This window comes from Nostoc sp. PCC 9305 (assembly GCF_963920915.1).
Lineage (GTDB): Bacteria > Cyanobacteriota > Cyanobacteriia > Cyanobacteriales > Nostocaceae > Nostoc.
The window spans coordinates 20327-43628 of the sequence record NZ_CAWUDN010000019.1 but is presented as its reverse complement, the minus strand read 5'-3'; the positions used below and the strand labels follow the sequence as shown (position 1 = coordinate 43628).

Sequence of the window (23302 nt, the reverse complement as noted above, 5' to 3'; positions counted from 1 at the left end):
TATGAGTTGCACAAAGGAGTAATTTTTTTATCTAGTCTTATAATTATCTTCCCAACTTATTGGGAATACCTTCACAACCACCAGGAATAGTACCTCTAGTTTTTTCACCACCCCAAGCGCAACAGTAGCAACGCGCAGACTCAGACATCCGCTGCACATTCGTAAAATCGGCATTTTCCACCACAGCGCCAGTGTGTTCGCCGATTTCATAATCTGGTCGTTCAGTCCGACTGCGGGGTGATGCTTTTTCCAGTACACCGTAGAATAGGCGAATCCCGTTCAGGTCAGCACCACTGAGATTAGCATTATATAAAATTGTACGAGAAAGGTTAGCTTTTACTAAGTCACAACCGACCAGATTAGCGCGGACAAGATTAGCTTCGCTCAAATCAGTCCAACGCAAATCAGTGCCAGAAAGGTCTGCGGCGGCTAGCATTACGCCTAAATCGATGACGCGCACACCTTCAAGGCGGTCTTCTGCATATCCGCCACTCCCGTCAAGAATGGCTCGACCTAATCGACCATCGCGTTGTAGGGGTGAGAGCAACTTGGAACGTGACAAAAAACGGAGAATTTTCGCTTTCCCACTACCATCGACACTACTTAAAATTGCCGCAGTGCGTCCTTCCGCGATCGCTCTTTCTTGGGGCCAATCTTCTAATAATCCTTCTTCATCTAATACTAAGTCGGAAACGCCTTGGAAATAGGAATCAATCGTCTGTTGCTGGGTGATAATATTTTGCTGAACTGTTAGTAGGTTTTGCTGAATTGTCAAGTCTTTGGAAATGACATATTGTCGCCATGCTACGTAAACGGCAATGATAGCGATGAGAATTTGCCCCAAAGCGCCAAACCATTCTGCTAGGCTACCAGCAATATCCCAGTTAATCTGGCGTCCTAAAAGCAGTAAGCGATCGCCTATACCTGTGAACCTGATCGTGCCGATAATAGCTACTATTAGTCCCAAAAAGGCAACAAATAGGGTGCGTTCTTGGGGTGAAAACCACTCGTCTAAAACTTCTTGTAACCAAGGCAATAATATCGCTAGGGATAACAGCAAAGTTATCAGCGTGCCGATAATGCCCACGATCCAGTTATTGAGGAGAACTCCAACGAGGGTGATGGCGATCGCTATTAAAATAATCAGCAATGCCCTCGGCTTAACTGTGAATTGCTTGCTAATGGGTTGCTTGAAGTCAAAACGGGTTTGTTGTAAAGCAGTTGTATGTTGCGGAGATTGCAAAGAACCAATTGCTGCTAGTGCTTGTGAGGCTAGGTTTTTCTCATTTGCACTCCCGTCAAAGTCATCCGGCTGCAAATCATTTTCGGGGTCTGGTTCTGGGGTTGGTAGATTAGAGGAATTGGATTCAATCGTCATGTTTTCTATTTTGCCCCAGTAGATTCAGAACAACATCTGTTTTATCAGAAATTGCACTAAACCTAAAAACCAAAGACCTGTATTACATACGACTGAGAAACGCTACATATAGCAGTTTCCAATTGCCTCAAGTACACACAATTTGTAAGGGCACAACAGCAGTTCACCTCTATCAACTTAAGTAGAAGCTGGCATTGGCAAGGATTTTTTGATAACTTTTTTGTTCTCCTTTGCCCTATACCTTATGTTTGGTCTACAGTTTGAATTGTCAGCATTTGAGGGGGCGTAGCATCAGGTGGGTAGAGAAAATCCACTTCTACCAGTCGGCGCTGTCCAGGAGATATTTTTAATTGAGCAAGCGGTTCTCCCATTTGTCCCCGTTGTTGAACTAAATGCCAATATTGGGTTCTGGGTAAGCCATTATCGTCGTTGTAGCGAATACGAACTGTGCCTCGGAAAAAGACAGATGGTTGGGGTGGTGAAAAAAAGCGCAGCCCTGGTTTACTTAACTCATCTTCTTTGATAGGCGTTTGGAAAAGTACATTTATAGTTTGCGGCTTATCGGTATTGTTGAATAATGGTAGAGAGATATTGTATTCAATCCCGTAGTTGCCGTGAGCTTCGTAAGCAGTACCAGGATAACGCGCTACGAGTTTAGCCGTTTGGTTTTGTCCAGTACCCATTTTGCCAGCCAAAAGGGTACTTAAACCGTAAGAAAAAGCCTGTCCTAATTCGGGAATTGTCAGGTATGAACTATTAGAGTCGGTAACTTGTGCTTGCCAACGAGAGCCAACAGCTACTCCCGCTACCCGTCCGTAAATTTCTGTTGCCCCTGCAAGTTTATCTGGAGGACTGGGAGCCGGTTCGCGGGGCCCTGCAAAATCACCATTTTCTAATAAATTCTCCCATTCTTCTAAAGTAGGCGCTCGTTCACTACCATCGGGATTGGGTTTGGCAAACATGGCCAGGTTCGCCATATAAACAGGACGATCGCTATATAAACGTAACAAAGTAGAACGTCCATTCAATGGCGGCGTTAAAGTCCGCACGGGAATTGGATGATTCATTAACATCCGGCTTTGTTTTGGTGGAATTACCAACTGGGCTGGCCATCCTTGTCGTCTGGCTCGCAGCAGATCATTCATGACGCGATCGCCCGGCCCGGCATAAATGTTTCCCGAATTATTTGACAGCATGGGAGGCAGCTTGACAAAAGGTGCATCAGGTTGACTTACATAACTAGCTGCTTGCAAGATATTGACAGTTGCAGAGCGATCGCTGGGATTGTAAACAATCACTCCCAAATAAAGAGTCCGCAAATCATTTGGCGTCTCAATCGCTCTAGCAATATGGTGAGAAAATAAATCAAACCTTCCCTGAAATGGAAAGTTTAGGTGGGCGCTGGGCACTTTTTTGCCTTGAGGAGGAAATGTAGACAGCAGAATTCCTTCACTCTTAACTACTTCTGGGTTATTACTGTTAAATACCGGTACTTCGTCAAGATGTCCTGTTAAAGGTCTTGTTTGTTGGGGAACGAAGATTTCCTGTGGTGCAGGTGGAGGAGAAGGCGATGCTTGAGCTAAAAACAAATAGGAAATAAGATTAAGCATTTATTCAGAAAGCAATTTATCGCTGAAGTGCAGAATACAGCATCCTAATATACACCTCCTGCGACCCGTAACAAGTTAGAGGAGGTTGCCTAGTTGAGAAGTGGCTAGGGTGAAATTAAAATCCCCGTGTCTTTAGACCGGGGAGCAATACGGCTTGGTTAAGGTTTTTTGATGAAAATTTTAGACCGCTAAATATGCGATAAATCATCACAAAGACGCGATAAATCGCCGTCTCTACAAAAGAGTAATTATTGTAGAGACGGCGATTCATCGCGTCTCTTGCATTAACCAGGGAGTACCAATTGTTGCAATTTACAGGATTCCACACTCAATTAAGGTGCAAGGGCATTACCCCGAATTAGACTACCAATAGTTTTGGCAGTAATTTTCAGTTGGGTGATGGGATTAGCTGGGACAACCGTCTTATACAGATAGCTATCGAATGTTAGCCGTTGTACATCGAGGTCATCGCACATTTCCACAAACGCTTCGCGGGTGGCGTCGGAACGATAGAACACGGTTTGCAGAATGTCCAACACCTTGTAGGTGAGTCCGTATCTTTTATCCCAACGCTTCAGGTAAACCTTCAGGTCGCCTTCTGTAGGAATCCGGCTACCACCATTAGATGTTTCCACAATGGTTTCGGCACACATCCGCCCAGATTTAGCGGCAAAATAGATACCTTCACCAGAGGACTTGGTAACGTAACCAGCAGCATCTCCCACCAAGGCGATGCGACCGACAACACGACGGGGACGGGGATGTTCGGGAATGGGGTGGGCTTCAACTTTGATGATTTTACCGCCTGCCAACTTCTCGGAAGCACGAGCGCGGATACCAGCTTGTAACTGTTTGATGCTGGCTTTATTGATGTGCATTGTGCCAGTACCGACAGCTACGTGGTCATATTTGGGGAAAACCCAAGCGTAGAAATCGGTAGAAACGTCATCACCGACATACATTTCGGCGAGATCGTTATAGTAGGCCATTTTGTCTTCGGGTAAGCGAATTCGCTCTTGGAAAGCGATCGCATAATTGTAATCCCCAGCATCCATTTCTTTGGCAACGCGGGAATTAGCCCCATCTGCCCCAATAATCAGATCCACCTTCAGAGTTTTGGCAATACCCTGTGATATCCCATCTGTGTGGTCAATGTAATGAATGGTATAGGGATCGGTATTGTTTCCTGGTATATCGAGTTTATGAACAGTGGCATTAATTAAATTTGCGCCGACTTTTGCCGCGCGATCGCGCAAAAAGCCATCTAACACTTCTCGGCGGCACATTCCTATATATTCATCTTCATTTACCAGATTGATATCAACCTCGCGATTGGAAGGCGAAATCATTTTCATCTTCCGTACCCGGCGATCGATAATCTCTGGTGGTAAGTCAAATTCACTCACCATACACAGGGGAATTGCACCCCCACAAGGCTTTGCATTGTCTAGCTTCCGCTCAAACAGGTAGGTTTCAATCCCAGAGGCTGCCAGTGTTTCAGCGGCAGATGAACCAGCAGGGCCTGACCCAATAACAGCAACCCGTAGTGTCAAAGGTCTTTCTCCCAATCTTCACATTTACCGAGAGCATACTACCACGGTCTTTCTAGTGATTTGGCGCTTTTCCTCCAGGTTTCTGCACAAATGCAATATTCCTTAATGTTTCGATACGAATTAGAGTTGGGTATTGGGCATTGGGTATTGGGAAAAATGAAGAATATTGCCTACCCAGTCCCCAGTCCTCAATATGCAGATTTCCTTATTCGATTCTTTGACTAGACAAGTTAGTACTGCCGCAATTACTGGCTATCAAAAACATATTTCTCCGCACAAAGGTTTTGCTTGTGCCCACAGAATATTATATGGCGGCGAATCTTGCTCTCAATACATTAAGCGGGTAGTTGCCAAGGAAGGGTTAAAAGTAGCTTTTGTTAATTCCCGCGAACGATTTCAAGCTTGCAAGGAAGCTAACCAAATTTTGCGAATGCAGAGCGAGAACTCAGAAGAATCCACAGAGGAGGAAGCAGACAAGCAGCAACGACAAGCATCTGGTAAAGTTACTCAAAAATCTTCATTTATGAGTAGCGACAATACCAACTGTTTTGATTGTGCCGATCTGGGCTGCAATTGTGTCGAGATCGTTAGCATGACTCCCGATTGTGGTTCCCTTGATTGTGGTGCTGCTGATTGTAGTTCCCTAGATTGCAGTGGGGCTGATTGTAGCTTCCTCGATTGCGGCAGTTGTGGTAGCTAAATCTTGTTCATCCATAAATAACGATATATGGTATATGTAGGACACAGTAATCCTACCAAGGATCTGTAGATTTAGTTGCAGAGGTTATAGTAGCAGTGGGTATAGTAGTTGAGAACGTCTCCAAACAATTCGGGAGTTTCAAGGCAGTCGATCAAGTCAGCCTGGAAATTAAGAGTGGTTCGCTAGTTGCGTTACTCGGGCCATCGGGATCGGGTAAATCTACGCTATTACGGTTGATTTCCGGTTTAGAAATGCCAGATAGCGGCAAAATCCTGCTTACCGGTAAGGACGCTACATACCAAAGTGTGCAACAGCGAAATATTGGGTTTGTATTTCAGCACTATGCCCTATTCAAGCATCTGACTGTTAAGCAAAATATTGCCTTTGGCTTAGAAATTCGTAAGGCACAGCCAAAGAGGATTAAGGGGCGGGTAGAACAGTTACTCGAATTGGTGCAATTGACTGGATTAGGCGATCGCTATCCATCACAACTTTCTGGCGGTCAAAGACAACGGGTAGCATTAGCCAGGGCATTGGCAGTAGAACCGGAAGTTTTATTGCTAGATGAACCCTTTGGCGCACTCGATGCTAAAGTCCGTAAAGATTTACGGGCATGGTTACGCCGCCTCCATGATGAGGTTCATGTTACCACAGTTTTCGTCACCCACGACCAAGAGGAAGCAATGGAAGTTTCCGATGAGGTTGTGGTGATGAATAAAGGACGTGTGGAACAAGTGGGGACACCATCTGAAATTTACGATAATCCCGCCACCGCATTTGTAATGAGCTTCATTGGCCCGGTGAATGTGTTACCCAGCACCTCGAAGATTTTTCAAAGTAGCGGCTTTGATACGCCACACCCACAAGTATTTTTGCGTCCGCAAGATGTGATTTTTGAAAAGGTTGCTAACGGTACGACTACGGCTGCGACAGTAAGCCGATTGATACATTTGGGTTGGGAAATTCAGGTGGAATTAACTTTCGATGACGGGCAAGTAGTGATGGCGCATTTAACACGCGATCGCTTTAATGACTTAGAGTTAGAACCTCTACAGCGAGTGTATGTAAAGCCAAAGGATGCAAAGTCCTTTCCAGTGTCTTATTCAATTTGAAGGAGGCAGTGTTTCGACTACGCGGCAGTTGAGCGTAGTCGAAACTCAACAACCTGCCCTGAGCGGAGCTGTTGGCGCAGCCTCTCGTAGAGAAGGAAGTCGAAGTGAGGCAGAAGGTACGAGGTGATATTAGCCATCCTAAATCATTCGTAAAGAATGAAATCCCCGACTTCTTAAAGAAGTCGGGGATTTTGTTATTGCGCTTTTTACCAATCAGATAAGATTGTTATGTATCAATACAGTTCAGTTAAGCATTTTTTTCCTCTCTCTGTTCCCTCTGTGCCTCTGCGGTTCGTTAAAAAAATTGACTTTAATAAAGAGTTTTAGCCTTAACTGAACCGTATTGTGTTATGTATCTGAAATAATTAGCTACCCTTGGTTACACTATCTCCAGGCCCGGCGGTGACAATCACCAGATTTTCTGGCTTAATTAAATCTTCAATTGCCTGTTGCATATTAGCCATAGTGACTGCTTGAATCCGCTGGGGAAACTCTCGGATTTCTGAGCGTGAAAGCCCCAAGACAGAATTATCCAAAATGATGCTTGATACATCACTAGGATTAGCTAAATCCACAGGATAGCTATTAGTAATTGAGCGTTTTGCTGCGTTGAATTCAGCCTCAGTCACTCCTTGTTCCCGCAACTGTTTTAGTAAAGCGAGAGTACTGGCGATCGCTTTTTGGGCATCTCCAGGAGCAGTTTGCATTTGAATCAAGAACGGCCCGGGATTAATCCCAGCGGCAAAACCACTATATATACCGTAGGTTAAACCTTGGCGATCGCGCACTTCTGTACCCAGGCGGCTGGCTAAGGTGTCACCACCCAAAATTTGATTTAGCACTAGTGCCGCATAATAACGTGGATCTTTCCGAGAGATGCCGTTGTAGCCGATGTAGGTGACAGCCTCGGCTTTACCGGGAATTACTTTGTTTAGTTGTGTCAAAGTTTTCGGAAATGGTACGGTTGGTATTTTGAGAACAGGTGGCTTACCTGTGGCTTGCCATTTACCAAATACTTCATTTAGCAAAGCTTTTAACTTAACTGAATCAAAGTCTCCAACTATTGCGATCGTCGTGGCATCCGGTCGGTAGTGTGTCTGGTAGAAACCAAGCAAATCATCACGAGTAATAGTCTTTAAACTCTCGGCTGTGGGAAAGCTGTGGAATGGATGATTTTCAGGGTAAATTGCCTGTTGGAACACTTGCCTTCCCAAACCTCTAGGATCATCCAGTTGGACTTTCAGACTTGTCAGTGCCCTTTGGCGACTCAGTTCTAACTGATCGGCGGGGAAAGTGGCGTTTTCTAACACATCTGCCAGAGTTTGAATCAATATAGGCAGATTTGCTGAAAGTCCCTCACCGCTGACGTTAACTCCCTCACGGCTAGCACTGAAGCTCAAACCGGCTCCCAGGTCTTCTAAGGTTTTTGCTAGGGTCAGAGCATTTTTAGTCTGCGTCCCATTCATTAAGTTGCTTGCAGTTAGATTTGCTAATCCAGCTTTTTGATTGCCATCAAATTCAGCACCAGCGTCAACTTGTCCGCTTAAGTTAATAGTGGGAAGATTGCGATCGCTCAACAACAGAACCTTCAAACCATTCTTTAAGGTAAACTCTTCTGGTAGTGATTGTTTATTAGAATCTGTCTCTGATGTAGCAGGTGGCAAATATTTTGCTAGTTCTGCTGGATCTACAGGCTTACCAGGGCTGAAGTTTTCCACCGTGCGACTAGAACCAGCACTAGAAGTTCCTGGTTTCCCATCTGGTTGAGTCGGCTCAAAGAAGCCGATAGTTTGTTGAGCCGGATTGAGATAAGTTTTCGCTGCTTTCTGGACTTGAGCAGGAGTCACTTTCGCGATCGCAGCCAGATACCTTTCAATAAAATGATAATCCCCTGCGATCGTTTGGTTATATCCCAGTTGATTAGCCTGACTAGTGATATCTTGGTTTCCCAAAATATACGAAGCTTGCAGTTGCGTCTTCGCCCGCTTTAACTCTTCTGAGGTGACTGGCTGCTCTTGCAATTTTACTAAAGATTCCTGGAGTACCTGGGCAATTTTCCCCAACTCTTGACCGGGAGCCGCTGTAGCATTAATTTCATACCAACCCGGTTCGATAAGTTCGGCAGCACCGCCACTCACTGAACTTGCGAGTCCAGATTCCACCAAAGCCTGATAAAGCCGAGAACTACGTCCACCTGTAAGAATGGCATCCATCAAATCAATTGCTGGAACATCAGGATGTTTGATGTCTGGCAGAGGATACACCGCTTGCAATAGTGCAGCACTTCCAGGTTGCTTGAGGACAATCGGTGCTTTTTTCGCAACAGGGGTAGACGGGGAAGCGTCAGCAATGGAAGAAGATGCCGAGTAAAGATCAATTGCTCTCCTGGCATTAGGGAGTGCCGTATCCTGTTTTGCTCGTTGCGATAACTTCCCAAAAGTTTCTTGAACAACTTTGAGTGCGGGTTTTGTGGCAAAATCTCCGGTAATCACCAACGTGGCATTTTCTGGGCTGTAGTAAGTTTGGTAATAATTCCGTACCTGCTCCACCGTGAATTTCTCTACATCGGCTTTTGTGCCTCCCACCGATAAACCATAAGCTCGATTGGGGAAAGCAGCCCGCATCACCGCCCGACTCAGACGATAACCTGGTGAATTTTCGTATCCCTGTAACTCGGAGATCACCACCCGCTTTTCACTGGTGAGTTGTTCAGTCCCAATTAAGGAATTTTCCATGCGATCGGCTTCTAGTGTCAGCAGTGCTTCTAATTTGTCTCGCTGCACTGTGCCAAAGTAAGCTGTTTCGTCATAACTAGTAAAAGCATTGAACTGGCTACCCAAAGCACTAAACAACCGTCCAAACTGTACTGGACGGTCGTTTGTGCCTTTGAACATCAAATGTTCTAGCTGGTGAGAAATACCATTTTCTCCCTTCACCTCGTTGCGCGAACCAACTTTATACCAAACTTGCACACTCACCACTGGAGCAGTATGAACTTCTTTGGTTAACACCGTTAAGCCGTTGTCTAATACCGTTTTTTGCACTCCTTGGGTGAATGAGAGAGCTGAGACAGGTGTGACTGCTGTTGGTATTGCAGCATTAGTGAAATTGCCAGGCATTGGCACGATAGTTAAAATAAGACTGAGGAAAAATCCTAGAAGCATGTACGATCGCCGTTTCATAAGCAATACAAAATTTCCAATTTTAAAATAAAACCCCAAAGGGTATTTCAAAATTTAAATCTAACTCAAGTTGCTAGTTATTGAGGGAATAAGACAAAAATGAAATCAAATCCCCTCAAAGGAGAGAATATATAAATTTATTGCTGCACTACTTTTTGCCCATAGCATATCTGGGTGCATTTGTTAAAACTACCCAAGGGTTATCAGGTTCGCAGATCGAACTTTTACAGAATATTAGAAATTATTGCAAATATATTAACAAGCATTGCAATGTGTTCCATTTTACACGACTGTAGTAATATTTACTTTTAAAATTAGTTTGATACTTATTGTCATCCCATTCGGGTAAGTATCTCTGTCAAACTAGCAAAAACTTTTTTAGATATGCAAACAAGAAACTTAATTGGATCGTTTACATTAGGTATGCTGTTAACAGCAATACCTGTATTATCAGCTAATGCCTCAGAAGTAATACCAAACTTATACCAGTTTCAAGGTAAGAATGTCAGCATTAGTTACTCAACGACAAGCTTTATTGGCAAGCCCCTTTTTACCTATAAAGATAAGCAACAGACATTAAACTTTCAAGGTACTGAGCAGATCCGTAGTGTAGAAACAGAAATTGGTACACTAGTAACTGTGACTATCCGTAAGACAGTAGATACTGGCAATACCGTGTTTACTTTGATCTTACCCCGTGTAAACCTTGGAAAAAGCAACTCAGCCGCAGTAGAAACTAAGGGAATCACAACAACAAATCTCTTTTCTGTGATTCCTAAATTCAACCAGGGGCAAAGACAAACTTATACGACAATCCATTTGACTGGTACAGCTCAAGCTGTCGCGTTTTAACTACACAAGAAGGATAAAAATATTAAACTTCTTGCTCGCATCGGGAAAAGCGTTAATACTGTTCGGTTAAGACAAGACGCGATGAATCGCCGTCTCTACAATAATCATTTCTTTGTAGAAACGGTGATTTATCGCATCTTTAACGATCTAGAATTTTCATCAAAAAACTTTAACCGAACCGTATTGAGGGTGAAGATAAATAATTGTTTGCCTTCACCATTATCGCTTAACCCTTTGTCAAGGTTGATATCGCATTATTTATAAAATAGATAATACTTGAAATTAAGTAAAGTTTATTTTTATTCAATCTTTAACTAAAGATTATCAATACTTTGAAGATATATTTTAAAAATAAGTAATGATTGATTGAATTTTAACTCATCTATCAATATTAAAACTCACCCTCTAATTGCAAATAAAAAAAGTGGAAGCAAACCTAGTCGGACTGTTCTATGGGCACAATACAATAAATGTTATCCATATCTGGTTACACTCATTGCTATGGAACGCGAAGCCTTAACAATCTGTTTTCCGCCTGACTTGGTTGCAAAAGCCAGGAAGCTCAAGGAAGGTAGCGAATCATTTAATGATTTAATAGTTAAGGCTTTAGAACGGGAAATGCGATACCGTCAGAGATGGGCTGCCGATCGCACCAAGGCTGAAAACCTCTTTGTTGGTGGCGGCAAGATAGGTGCATTGTTGAGATCGCACGATTGGTCGCAAACGCCACTAGGGGCCGTCGAAACCTGGTCGGATAGCCTAAAAACGGCTGTGCAGATCCTATTAACAGAACTAGATCGCGTCCAGCAGCTAGAATCCGATCTGCTGCCGGAGTGCATATCAACCAATGCCTTGCGTCAAGCTGCCCAAGCCGATGCGTTTCGAGTCAAGCTCACCAATGCGCTACGCCCGCTGACTGATGCTAACGAGATTCAGGCGATCGCTGCCTTTGTTCTGGGCGAGTCTCTAGGCGCAAGCCGCGTTATTTACATTGAAGTGTTACCGGACGGCAAGGAGGTCATCGTTCATAAAAACTACACGAACGGCGTTGCCGAACTGAGCGGACTGTACCATCTAGAAGACTTTGGGCGCAACCTGACAGATGAGCATCGAGCGGGGCGAACGGCGATCGTTCCCGATGTGGCCAACTATTCTAAATACACAACCAGCGATCGGGCAAGGTATCGATCAATCGATATTGCCGCGCATATTGATGTGCCACTGATTAAGAACAATCAATTTGTCGCGTTGCTGGCGGTGCATCAGGCAGAGCCTCGCCAGTGGACAGAAGACGAGGTGAAACGAGTCGAGGAAACAGCAGAGCAGACGTGGGCAGCCGTCGAGCGTGCCCTTGCTGAAGCAGCATTACGCGAGAGCCGTAGCGAACTCGAACGGCAACTGCGGAAGTTCGACGCGATCGTCGCTGCAATTCCTGATTTTATTTACACCTTTGATTTGGCGGGACGGTTCACGTATATCAGCCCGGCACTGCTCAATCTTTGGCAGAAAACTTCGGATGAAGCTTTGGGAAAGAACTTTTTTGATCTGGATTATCCAACCGATTTAGCGACCCGACATCAGCAACAGATTCAACAGGTGATCGCCACGCGCCAGCCGCTCAAGGATGAAACGCCCTATACTAGCGCAATCGGCACACGCACCTATGAATACATTTTCGTCCCACTTTTGGGCATAAACGGCGCAGTAGATGCAGTGGCAGGCGTGACGCGAGACATTACCGATGTCTCCAACGAGCTTCGCTTACGCAAACAGGTAGAACAAGCCTTGCGCCAAAGCGAGGAAAAGAGCCGAAATATTCTGGAGAGTATTACAGACGCATTCTTTGCTCTGGATGAGAACTGGATGTTTACCTATGTGAATCAAGCTGCCGAAATGCTGCTCGATTGTGTGGCAGGGGATTTAATTGGCAAGACTTTATGGGAAGAATATCCAGGATTGATTGGCAACGAGTTGGAGCAGATTCACTGGAGCGCCATGCGCGATCGTGTGGCTGCGTCAATGACCGCGTTTTACCCAGATCGCGATCGCTGGTACGAAGTTCGCACCTACCCCGCCCCAAACGGTATCACTGTTTATTTCAAGAATGTTACCGAGCAGATTCAAACTGCCGCAACCCTGCATCAATCCGAAGAACGCTACCGGACGTTGTTTGAATCGATCGACGAAGGCTTCTGCATTATTGAAGTATTATTTGAAGAAAATGATCTGCCGAGTGGCAGTGTGCCACGCGCCAGTGACTACCGTTTCTTAGAGATCAATCCCACCTTTGAGCAACAAACGGGACTTCGACAAGCAGTCGGGAAAACGGCGCGTCAGTTAGTTCCAGATTTAGAAGACCATTGGATTCAGATTTACGGTCAAGTTGCTCTAACGGGTGAACCTGCTCGCTTTGAAAATGGCTCTCTTGCAATGAACCGATGGTTCGATGTCTATGCCTGTCGCATGGGTGAGCCGGAGGCGCGAAAAGTTGCCATTGTCTTCAAAGATATTAGCGAACAGCAAGCTGCGCTACGCGAACGCAAACGGGCAGAAGAACTTTCGCGGCGAACCGCCGAATTTAATGCTTTCCGCGTTTCTCTCTCCGACGCACTCCGCCCGCTTGCCGACCCTATAGAGATTCAGGCTACGGCCAGCCGTGTGCTGGGCGAATATCTCAGCGCGAATCGGGTGGCGTACTTCGAGGTTCGCGGTGCTGATTACGTCGTTGAGCGTGATTATGTTAACGGAGCCGCAGCACTCGCTGGCAACTACCCGGTTGATTCGTTCGGCCCCAAGCTGCTCGCAGCCTACCGCACCGGTCGCGCCGTATCCGCGTCCGATGTGGAAGCCGATCCCAACCTGTCCCCGCCACAGCGAGCAGCCTACGCCGCGATTGAGATCGGTGCCTACATCGGCATACCGCTGATCAAGAGGGGCGAGTTCGTAGCGGGGCTGGCAGTTCACACATCCGGGTCGCGGGCTTGGACACCGGACGAGGTGTCCCTGGCGGAAGAAGTAGCCGAGCGCACTTGGGCAGCAGTCGAACGCGCCCGCGCTGAAGCCGCCTTGCGCGACAGTGAAAACCGCTTTCGTATGGCGATCGAATCTGCCCAATTAGGCACCTGGGACTGGAATCTCATCACCAACCAATTGATTTGGGATGAGGGTTGCAAAGCCATGCATGGTTTACCACCAGAAGCCGAGAGCAGCATTGAGGTCTTTTTTGCCGGACTGTACCCTGACGATCGCGAACGACTAGAACAGTTGGTGCAAAGGACTTTGAACCCAAAAAGCAACGGCAAGTATGACGTAGAATATCGCACGATCGGGATTCAGGATGGGGTTGAACGGTGGATTGCAGCCAGAGGACAGGCTTACTTTGATGCTGCCGACAATCCCCAACGCTTTGTCGGTACTGTACTCAATATCACTGAGCAAAAACGCATTGAGGCAGAACGAGAACAACTCCTTGTCCGCGAACAAGCCGCAAGAGAAGCAGCCGATCGTGCCAATCGGATCAAAGATGAGTTTTTAGCGGTGCTGTCTCATGAATTGCGATCGCCTCTCAACCCGATCTTGGGCTGGACGCAGTTACTACAAAACGGCAAACTGAGCGAAGCCCAAAGAGCCGAAGCCTTAAAAATTATCGAGCGCAATGCCAATTTACAGACGCGACTCATCGAAGACTTGCTCGACATCTCCCGCATCATGCAGGGCAAACTCACCTTAACAGCGGCTCCGGTCAGTTTGACCTTTGTGATTTATGCTGCCGTTGAAACAGTGCGTTTGGCAGCAGAAGCAAAAAATATTGCGATCGCTCTCGATCTTGACACTGAGATCGCTCCGATTTCTGGCGATGCAGCTCGCTTGCAACAAGTGATGTGGAATTTGCTTACCAATGCGGTTAAGTTCACACCCAACAACGGACAAGTAGCTGTTGAACTGCGGCAACTCGACGGGCTAGCTCAGATTCAGGTAATTGATACTGGCAAGGGCATCAATCCACAGTTTTTGCCTCATGTATTTGAATATTTTCGCCAAGAAGACGGCTCAACGACACGCAAATTTGGCGGGTTGGGATTGGGGCTAGCGATCGTGCGGCAAATTGTCGAAATGCATGGGGGCAGGGTGACAGCAGAAAGTCAGGGTGAAAATCAAGGCGCAACCTTCATCATCCAATTGCCCCTCATGCAGCAGGCAAGAGCAAAGCTCAACGCATCCGAGCCAATCCACACTCAGACAGAAGCAAAAGTGCCTTTAGACGGCGTTCAAATTTTGCTGGTGGATGATGAGGCAGATACTCGCGAGTTTCAAGCACTTGTGCTGTCACAAAGCGGTGCAAATGTAACAGCCGTCGCTTCTGCCTTAGAAGCTTTGCAAGCTCTAGAGCAATTCACTCCTGACGTGCTGGTGAGTGACATAGGTATGGCTGAGATGGACGGCTATATGCTGATGCAGCGGATTCGATCTCGCCCACCGAATCAAGGAGGAACCATTCGGGCGATCGCACTGACTGCTTATGCCGCAGAAATTGACCAACAAAGAGCATTTCAGGTAGGATTTCAAACTCACATTACAAAACCTGTAGAGCCACAGAAGTTAGTGAAGGCGATAGTTAGTTTAGTCTCGTAGGGTAGGCAATGCCCACCCGACAAAGTTGCTAAAATTTCACATCTAAAGCACGTACTAAAAAAGCCCATTTGTCTGCGGCTTCTTCGATAATTTTAGCCGTGGGTTTACCCGCACCATGTCCGGCTTTAGTCTCAATTCTAATTAGCGTTGGCGCCTCACCGGTGTGAGCCTCTTGCAAAGCAGCGGCAAATTTGAAACTATGAGCAGGGACAACGCGATCGTCATGATCGGCTGTGGTAATTAAGGTTGCTGGGTAAGCTGTATTTGGTTTGATGTTATGTAATGGCGAATAAGCATATAGCGCCGGAAACTCTTCTGGATTATCCGCTGAACCATATTCGGAAGTCCAAGCCCAACCGATGGTAAATTTGTGGAACCGCAACATATCCAAGACGCCGACGGCGGGTATTGCTGCACCAAACAAATCGGGACGTTGCGTTATACAAGCACCCACTAATAAACCGCCGTTACTACCACCTGCGATCGCTAGCTTCTCAGTTTTAGTATACTTGTTAGCAATCAACCACTCAGCAGCCCCAATAAAGTCATCAAAGACATTCTGCTTTTTATCCTTTATTCCTGCTTGATGCCATTCTTCACCGTATTCTCCACCACCGCGTATATTAGGCATAGCATAGACACCACCCATCTCCATCCACACCAACAGACTCACAGAAAAGCCAGGTGTCATTGAAGCATTAAAACCACCATAAGCATAGAGATAAGTAGGGTTATTTCCATCTAATTTAATGCCCTTTTTATGGGTAATAAACATTGGTACTCTAGTACCATCTTTGCTGTGATAAAAGACCTGTTTTGTCTCGTACTCATCAGGATTAAAATCTACCTGTGGTTGACGGAAAAGCTCACTTTTTCCTGTCACCATGTCGTAGCGATAAATAGTACCTGGTATGGTAAAGCTGGTAAAACTATAAAAAGTTTCAGTATCATAACGCTTACCCCCAAAGCCACCTGCTGAACCAAGCCCAGGTAGTTCTATCTCTCGACTAAACGCACCTTTGAGGTCAAAAATTTTGATTTGGCTGTGAGCATCTTTGAGGTAATCGGCAACGAACTGATTATTAAGTATACCGACACTTTCCAAAGTTTCTGCTGATTGGGGAATGATTTCTTGCCAATTTTCTAGTGCAGGGTTTTTCGTGTCAATCGCAATAACTCTTCCCCGTGGTGCATTTAAATCTGTGCGAAAGTAAAAGATGCTATCATCATTGTCAATAAAGCTATAATCTGCCTCAAATTGGTTAATTAGTTCTACGACTTCCGCATTAGGGTTAGTTAAATCTTTGGAAAAAACCAAATTTTTAGAGTCAGTACCTAGCCAAATTGAAATTATTAGATAGCGTCCATCTTCAGTAACGCCACCACTAAAACCCCATTCCTTTTGGTCAGGACGATGATAAATTAAAATGTCTTCTGATTGGGGTTTACCTAGTTGATGATAGTAGAGTTTTTGATAATAGTTGACATCTTCTAATCGAGTTTTTTCATTTGGCTCATCGTAGCGACTGTAGAAAAAACCTTGATTATCGTGTGTCCAAGATGCGCCAGAGAATTTAATCCACTTCAGGTGGTCTTGGAGGTCTTCACCAGTTGCAACATTGCGTATTTTCCACTCTTGCCAATCAGAACCAGAGGAGGATAAACCATAAGCTAAAAGCTTACCATCCTCGCTAATCGACAATCCCGAAAGAGCAACAGTGCCATCTTCAGAGAGTTTATTGGGATCGAGTAAAACTTTGGGTTGGTCGTCGAGAGTTTTCAAGGTGTAAAGGACACTTTGATTTTGCAGTCCGTCATTTTTGAAATAAAAGTAACGTTCGCCTTCTTTAAAAGGAATACCGTATTTTTCATAATCCCAAAGTTTGGTGAGGCGCTGTTTAATTTTTTCCCTAGCAGGAATTTCACTCAGATAGCCAAAAGTAACTTGATTTTGTGCCTCAATCCAAGTTCTTGTTTCTTCGGAGTCAGGATCTTCTAACCAACGATAAGGGTCTGTGACTAAAGTACCGTGGTAATTATCAGCTTGATTGCTCTTATGGCTGGTTGGGTAAGTGAGAGATTTTTCAGAAGAAGGCATAGTCTTAGGTCAAAGTGCTTCTTTACATACTACAAAGATAGACCCAAGACTTGGGGTATACACTCTAATTGTTCTCAAAAAGAAAGCCCCGGCTTTTGACGGGGCAATACGTGCTATTTTTGCTTATAGAACAATTGTACTATTAAAAAATAGTATTAGCTTTAATCGAGGTAGAAGCGTGTGAGTTTTCCTTAAAATCGAAGTCTTTTGGTTGATTTAGTTAACGAGTTTCTCTCCTTTTAGCATCCGCGCTGCGGCTTCAAGTAGAGCTTCTTCGAGATAGGGCTTGGTAAAGTAGCCACTAGCACCGAGTTGAGCGGCAATTTGTCTGTGCTTGTCTGCACCGCGCGAGGTGAGCATTGCGATCGGTAAGTGGTTAAGGTTAGAGTCCTTCTGGATGCGAGAGAGTAATTCCAGTCCATCGCAACGGGGCATTTCAATATCGCAAAATACGATATCGCAAGGCAGACCAGAGCGGAGTTTATCCCAAGCTTCCTGACCGTCACGTGCCTGTTCTACGCGATAACCTGCTTTGTTAAATGTCAGGGATAGTAATTCTCGGACTGTGATTGAGTCATCAACAATCAACACTGTCGGGTCAATCTTCGCGGGAGAAGTATCTGGGGGAGTGAGTTTTTGTTGCCAAGAATTGCCACCAGCTTGTGTAGAAATCCGTCCCTGGAAGATGTCAATTATTTCTAGCACGTCAGCAATGGGCATAATTCGACCATCACCCAGAACAGTAGCACCAGCAACACCAATGGGTTTAGGTGCTGGCCCTTCAAATTGCTTAATTACAATTTCTTGTTCGCTTAACACCAGGTCAATCTGTAGAGCAATCAGGGTATTTGCCGATCGCACCACAACCACAGAAACCATATCATCATCTCTGGTGCCGCCATAGACATTACCGCGACTGATTTGGCGATTGAAGGTTAAAAGTTCCTTCAGAGGTCGGAATGGTAGCACCGTATCGCGCCAGGAAATAAATGATTGCCCATTGGCATCGTGCTGAATATTTTTGACTGGAATATCTAGCGTATCTTCTACACCATCCATCGGGAAGGCGATCCTGGAGCGATCGGAGACGCAGCAGAGAGCTTTACAAATACTCAGAGTCAGTGGTAAACGAATGGTGAAGGTGGTTCCCTTGCCGATCGCAGAATCGGTGTTAACTGTTCCCCGAATTTCGCTAATCTCGGAGCGCACCACGTCCATACCCACACCACGACCAGAAATTTCATCGGCTTGGTCTTTAATCGTAAAACCAGACTGGAACAGTAGATCGTAGACTTCCAGACGAGACATGGCTTTTGCCTGCGCTTCTGTAATCATGCCAATCTTCACAGCCTTAGCCTTAACCCTTGCCGAATCGATACCTGCGCCATCATCGCCTACAGATATGATCGTTTGGTTGCCTTGGTGGAAGGCACGAATAGTAATGATTCCTACAGGTGGTTTACCAGCAGCTTGCCTCTCTTCTGGCGTTTCAATACCGTGAGCGATCGCATTATTCAGCATGTGAGTTAACGGATCAGTCAGATGATCCAAAATCATCTTGTCAATTAAGGTATCGCCACCTTCGATCAGCAACTCTACTTGTTTGCCACACTTAATGGCATTGTCGCGCACTCCTCGCCGCCAGCGATCGATAGTTTGAGCAAAAGGAACCATTCGCGCTCTAGTTAATCCCTCTTGTAGCTGGGTAGTTACTTGGCGGAACTGCCTGGCGACTCGTTCGGTTTCTTCGGTAACAAAATCAATGTCACTAGCCGACTCACGCACTCGTACAATGCGCTCAATCATCTGCTGTGAGAGTGTGTGGAAGGGAGTAAAACGATCCATTTCTAGCTCGCTAAAACCCCGATCTGCATTGGAATCAGGGGCTTGGAAGCCGTCGGGGTCTTTCTTTTTGCGTCCAGCTAACAGAGATGCTTCCAGTAGCGATCGCTCATACAACTCCTGCATCCTTGCGCCTACATCTGAGAGTTGTTGTACCTGAATCAGCAAGTTATCTAATGACTGTCGCAGTCGTTCATGATCCTGCTCTAAGGTATTGCGGTTTACCACCAACTCCCCAACTAAATTACTCATATCGTCCAGTTGCTTAACTGGAACCTTCATCGTTTCTTCAAATCTCGCAGCCCGACGAGTAGAGGGACGGTTAGCTTGGCTGGTGTTCGATTTTACTACAGTAGAATGGGATATTGTTTGATTCGCTTCTGCCAGCAATTTCTCTAAGTCACCAAATTCATCTTTGATGGCTGGTGATGGAATAGCATTTTTAGCTGAGACTGGTTGAGTGTTGAAAGGCTGGCGTTGGCGTAGCCCGTCATAGACATCGTTGTTATTCTCTGTACTTAGTAAGTCTTCCAGGGCAGCAAAATCTACTTCTGGTATCTTCTTAGCTTTGGGAATGGGTGCTACTTCCTCCCCTAATAATGCTGCCAAGTCTGCAAATTCATCTTCTTGAGTAACTATTTCAGTGGTTTCTGTAAACAATAAATTATTTTCAACAACTGTATTTTCTGTTAATTCAAAGGTAGTTTCTAAATTATTATTTTCCTCGGTCTCTAAAACTTCTAGGCTTGTCTGGGCTGAATCTGAACTTTCCCCAAAACTGATAGTTTCTGATAGCTCATCCACAGTATTCTCTGTGGTTTCCATCTGAATATAAGTCAATTCATTTGTAGCGACATCCTCAGAGTCGAACAAATCACCTAGCTGTGCTTGGAATGATGCTGAATCTGAATTTTCCTCAAAACTGACGGTTTCTGATAGTTCATCCACAGTATTATCGGTGGTGTCCATCTGAATATAAGTCAATTCATTTGTACCGACATCTTCAAACAGCAGTTGGGGATTTTCATCGAAAGAACCAAACAATTCACTTGGCTGTGTTTCGGGTGATGCTGAATCTGAAGTTTCCCCAAAACCGATAGTTTCTGATAGTTCATCCACAGTATTCTCTGTGGAGTCTATCTGAATATAGGTCAATTCATTTGTAACTACATCCTCGGAGTCGAACAAATCACCTAGCTGTGTTTCGGGTGATGCTGAATCTGAAGTTTCCCCAAAACTGATAGTTTCTGATAGTTCATCCACAGTATTCTCTGTGGTTTCCATCTGAATATAGGTTAATTCATTTGTGGCTACATCTTCAAACAGCAGTTGGGGATTTTCATCGAAAGAGTCAAACAATTCACTTGGCTGTGTTTCGGGTGATGCTGAATCTGAAGTTTCCCCAAAACCGATAGTTTCTGATAGTTCATCCACAGTATTCTCTGTGGAGTCTATCTGAATATAGGTCAATTCACTTGTGGCTACATCCTCGGACTCGAACAAATCATCTAGCTGTGCTTGGGATAATACTGAATCTGAATTTTCCCCAAAACTGATAGTTTCTGATAGTTCATCCACAATATTCTCTGTGGGGTCTATCTGAATATAGGTCAATTCATTGGTGGCTACATCTTCAAACAACAGTTGGGGGTTTTCATCAAAAGAGCTAAACAAATCATCTGGCTGTGCTTCGGGTAATGCTGAATCTGAATTTTCCCCAAAACTGATAGTTTCTGATAGTTCATCCACAGTATTCTCTGTGGGGTCTATCTGAATATAGGTCAATTCATTTGTAGCGACATCTTCAAACAACAGTTGTGGATTCTCATCGAAAGATCCTAATGAATTAACTTCCAGATCAGCAGCAGATATTTCTGGCGTCTGATTAGCGAATTCTGGAACAAAATCTAAAGATTCTGGTTGTTGCGGTCTGAGAATTTCTTCCCCAGGATGCTGTGCGAACAAAAGCGTCTCAGGCGTAGAATTATCGTTGATTACAGGAGAAATAGTTGAGCTACTTGATGTTAATTCATCAAATAAATTATCTCCAGAATCTGATGATATTAAATCTAGCTGTTCTTGATGCTGGAAATTAATATCAAAATCTTCTTCTATATCAAAACTGGCTATAGGAGAAGATATGGATTGCTGATTATCAGCAAAAATGTCATCAGCCGCCGCAGTAAACAAACTTTCATCTAACGCCCTTTCCACATTCTGCTCAATTAAGGAATCGAATTCGTCCTTTTCTTCTGTGGTTTCCTGGTTCCAGAAGTTGCTCAAATCATTTTCTGATTGAGAAAACTCAGGTTCTGTTACTGGAGGCGTATTAAATAAATCATTGATTTCTGGTTCACTTGTCGATAGTTGTGGCTGTTCTTCCATTTCAGCAAACAGGTTGTCCAAAGACAAGTCTCTTGGCTGGGGTAATTCTATGTAGTCACTAGGGGTAATTTCTTCTACCCAATTTGCATTTTTAGTTTCTAAGAATAAGTTATCAAAATTATTTTGTTGGTTGGTAGATAGTTCTACACTGGCGAACGGCTCAGTTTCTGGTTGAGTAACTTCGCCTGTTGGCAATAGTTCATCATCATCTAACTCCAGTGTCAAGAAATCTTCGACTACACTATTTTGGATAATCTCGCTATTAGTCTGGTTTGTATCACTAGAAATATCAATAAATTCTTGTAATATTTCGGAAGAAGATGAGTCTAAATTTATATCAAATTCGTTAATATCGCTCAACTCTAAAGGCGTCGCAGACGTTTGTTGATTTTGCGGTTTTGAATTATCTTTTTCTAGGAAATGATCGCCAAATAACAAGGATAAATCTTCTGTTGTAGCGGTGGTTGTTGGGTGTAGTGCGTTGCTTATATCCTCATTAAAGGAGAGTAAGTCAGATAAATCGTTATGAGCGTCTTCAGCCTCAGTGCTGCTCAAATCAATTCCAAAGTCATCGGTAGTAACAATATCTAAGGTTTCTTCTTGATGCCAGCTTTCATCTAGTTCGGGAGTCTCACCGTCAAATAAATCGGCAAGGGTATTTAACTCAGCTATTCCTACCTCTGGCCCATTGGGATCGAGATTGTTACTGATTGGATGTGCTTCGTCATGTGTGGTGAAAGTAAGACTAGTGTTTCTACTTTCATTTAGTGGTGTTCCTTGTAACTGAAGGGAGGAGCGTTCGTCAGAGAAATTGGCGTAGCTATGTTCTTCAGTTGTCTGGGCTAACACCTTGGTGTCACCAGATAGAATTGACTCTGATTCTGTCAAAACCGGAGATTGTTCTTCAAATAAATCAGGGGTAATTTCTAATAACTCAATTTCTGCAAAGCTTAAAAGTGCTTCTAGTTGCTGACTAATTGCAATTTCCGCTTCTCTACCTTGCAGAACTAATTCTTGAGCTTGTTTGATTTCGGTAATGACAATTTTAGCTAAAGTCAGATAAGTATTTTCGGGATTGCCGATCGCACTGGCTGCTGCTTGACACAAACCACACCAATTGGGCAAATTCCAAGTTTCACCAAGTTTGACTAACTGGTGACAGCATTGCTGGAGGTTTTGCCGAGTTGAAGGTGTTGTAGTTTGCTTAAATAATTGCAACATTTCCCGCAGTGTTTGCAGCACTTGGGCTTGAAACTCGCTCCAGTTATTATTTTCTTTAGCGGTGACTGGCGATAGCGCAGCGTTAGCGAGTCCGCGTGCCTCTTGGGGTGCTACCGAGTCTGGAGATTCCTGATGGGTGTACTCTGTCAGATCGGGAATATCTCGCCGCATGAAAATTTCTGTAAGTGTGGAGACATTCTCTATAGAAGTTGTGAGTTCTGTTGCGTCAGAACTGCTGGCTACTCCACTCTTTGCTTGTTCTACAAGTAGTTCCAGATGCTGATACAGCCATTGAAAGACTGGCTCAGTTTCTGACATCAAAGTATTAGCTGCATCTTCAGAAAGGCCATAAGGGCCACTCAAATGCTCTAAAAGCGATTTTAGGGTGTCAGAGACACCAAGAAATAAAGACTCTAACTTTTGGTCAATCTGAACCGGATTATCTTTGAGAATTTTGAAACAATCTTCCAGACGGTGGGAGGTATGCTGGATGCTAGTCAATCCAAGCATCGCCGCTCCTCCTTTGATGGAGTGAGCCGCCCGGAAGACCTCACTGATCATTTCCGGGTCGTTTAGAGTGCCCTCTAAATTCAGCAAGCCCTGCTCAATGGTATTCAGGTGATCCCTGGCTTCTTCGATAAAGTAACCCAAAATCCGCTGTTGTTGTTCCGGCAGCATAGCAAAAGTTATGAGTTATGAGTTATGAGTTATGAGTTATGAATTATGAGTTATGAGTT

General features: G+C 44.7%; 10 protein-coding genes. 4 read left to right on the top strand and 6 right to left on the bottom strand.

Annotated features, from left to right (window positions below; translation table 11 throughout):
* Nucleotides 1–43: 43 nt before the first annotated feature.
* The 3 genes from ACM0OX_RS09475 to chlP form a co-directional block, all read right to left on the bottom strand.
* A complete protein-coding gene (locus ACM0OX_RS09475; RefSeq protein WP_414514657.1) occupies nucleotides 44–1378 on the bottom strand; it encodes a pentapeptide repeat-containing protein in 1335 nt (444 codons plus the stop codon).
* 242 nt (nucleotides 1379–1620) lie between these two features.
* Nucleotides 1621–2988, bottom strand: a complete 1368-nt coding sequence (locus tag ACM0OX_RS09470; RefSeq protein ID WP_414514656.1) for a DUF3370 domain-containing protein — start codon at nucleotides 2986–2988, stop codon at nucleotides 1621–1623.
* A 332-nt stretch (nucleotides 2989–3320) separates the two neighbouring features.
* Entirely contained in the window at nucleotides 3321–4541 is a 1221-nt protein-coding gene (gene chlP, locus ACM0OX_RS09465) for a geranylgeranyl reductase (RefSeq protein ID WP_104907632.1), read from the bottom strand.
* Nucleotides 4542–4734: 193 nt separating this feature from the next.
* Here chlP and yidD point away from each other — a divergent pair, with 193 nt between their 5' ends.
* Both yidD and ACM0OX_RS09455 read left to right on the top strand, forming a co-directional pair.
* On the top strand, nucleotides 4735–5241 hold the full coding sequence (yidD, locus tag ACM0OX_RS09460; protein ID WP_414514655.1) for a membrane protein insertion efficiency factor YidD: 507 nt from the start codon (nucleotides 4735–4737) through the stop codon (nucleotides 5239–5241).
* A 95-nt stretch (nucleotides 5242–5336) separates the two neighbouring features.
* Nucleotides 5337–6353 (top strand): sulfate/molybdate ABC transporter ATP-binding protein, encoded by a 1017-nt coding sequence (locus tag ACM0OX_RS09455; RefSeq protein WP_414514654.1) that lies wholly within the window; start codon nucleotides 5337–5339, stop codon nucleotides 6351–6353.
* 365 nt (nucleotides 6354–6718) lie between these two features.
* Here ACM0OX_RS09455 and ACM0OX_RS09450 read toward each other — a convergent pair whose 3' ends face one another.
* Entirely contained in the window at nucleotides 6719–9535 is a 2817-nt protein-coding gene (locus ACM0OX_RS09450; protein WP_414514653.1) for a M16 family metallopeptidase, read from the bottom strand.
* A 384-nt stretch (nucleotides 9536–9919) separates the two neighbouring features.
* Between ACM0OX_RS09450 and ACM0OX_RS09445 the strand changes: the two genes are divergently transcribed.
* Nucleotides 9920–10387: a hypothetical protein gene (locus ACM0OX_RS09445; RefSeq protein ID WP_334898484.1), complete on the top strand. Its 468-nt coding sequence runs from the start codon at nucleotides 9920–9922 to the stop codon at nucleotides 10385–10387.
* A 501-nt stretch (nucleotides 10388–10888) separates the two neighbouring features.
* Entirely contained in the window at nucleotides 10889–15019 is a 4131-nt protein-coding gene (locus ACM0OX_RS09440) for a YlcI/YnfO family protein (protein WP_414514652.1), read from the top strand.
* A gap of 28 nt (nucleotides 15020–15047) precedes the next feature.
* On the opposite strand, the gene ACM0OX_RS09435 is transcribed toward ACM0OX_RS09440, so the two are convergent.
* Together ACM0OX_RS09435 and ACM0OX_RS09430 are read right to left on the bottom strand one after the other, a co-directional pair.
* Entirely contained in the window at nucleotides 15048–17117 is a 2070-nt protein-coding gene (locus tag ACM0OX_RS09435; protein ID WP_414514651.1) for a prolyl oligopeptidase family serine peptidase, read from the bottom strand.
* A gap of 216 nt (nucleotides 17118–17333) precedes the next feature.
* Nucleotides 17334–23243 (bottom strand): response regulator, encoded by a 5910-nt coding sequence (locus ACM0OX_RS09430; protein WP_414514650.1) that lies wholly within the window; start codon nucleotides 23241–23243, stop codon nucleotides 17334–17336.
* Nucleotides 23244–23302: the final 59 nt, after the last annotated feature.

Excerpts from the sequence above, each read along its gene's own strand:
- ACM0OX_RS09475 (WP_414514657.1), bottom strand. The coding sequence starts at position 1,378 with ATGACGATTGAATCCAATTCCTCTAATCTACCAACCCCAGAACCAGAC.
- ACM0OX_RS09470 (WP_414514656.1), bottom strand. The coding sequence starts at position 2,988 with ATGCTTAATCTTATTTCCTATTTGTTTTTAGCTCAAGCATCGCCTTCT.
- yidD (WP_414514655.1), top strand. The coding sequence starts at position 4,735 with ATGCAGATTTCCTTATTCGATTCTTTGACTAGACAAGTTAGTACTGCC.
- ACM0OX_RS09450 (WP_414514653.1), bottom strand. The coding sequence starts at position 9,535 with ATGAAACGGCGATCGTACATGCTTCTAGGATTTTTCCTCAGTCTTATT.
- ACM0OX_RS09445 (WP_334898484.1), top strand. The coding sequence starts at position 9,920 with ATGCAAACAAGAAACTTAATTGGATCGTTTACATTAGGTATGCTGTTA.
- ACM0OX_RS09440 (WP_414514652.1), top strand. The coding sequence starts at position 10,889 with ATGGAACGCGAAGCCTTAACAATCTGTTTTCCGCCTGACTTGGTTGCA.
- ACM0OX_RS09435 (WP_414514651.1), bottom strand. The coding sequence starts at position 17,117 with ATGCCTTCTTCTGAAAAATCTCTCACTTACCCAACCAGCCATAAGAGC.
- ACM0OX_RS09430 (WP_414514650.1), bottom strand. The coding sequence starts at position 23,243 with ATGCTGCCGGAACAACAACAGCGGATTTTGGGTTACTTTATCGAAGAA.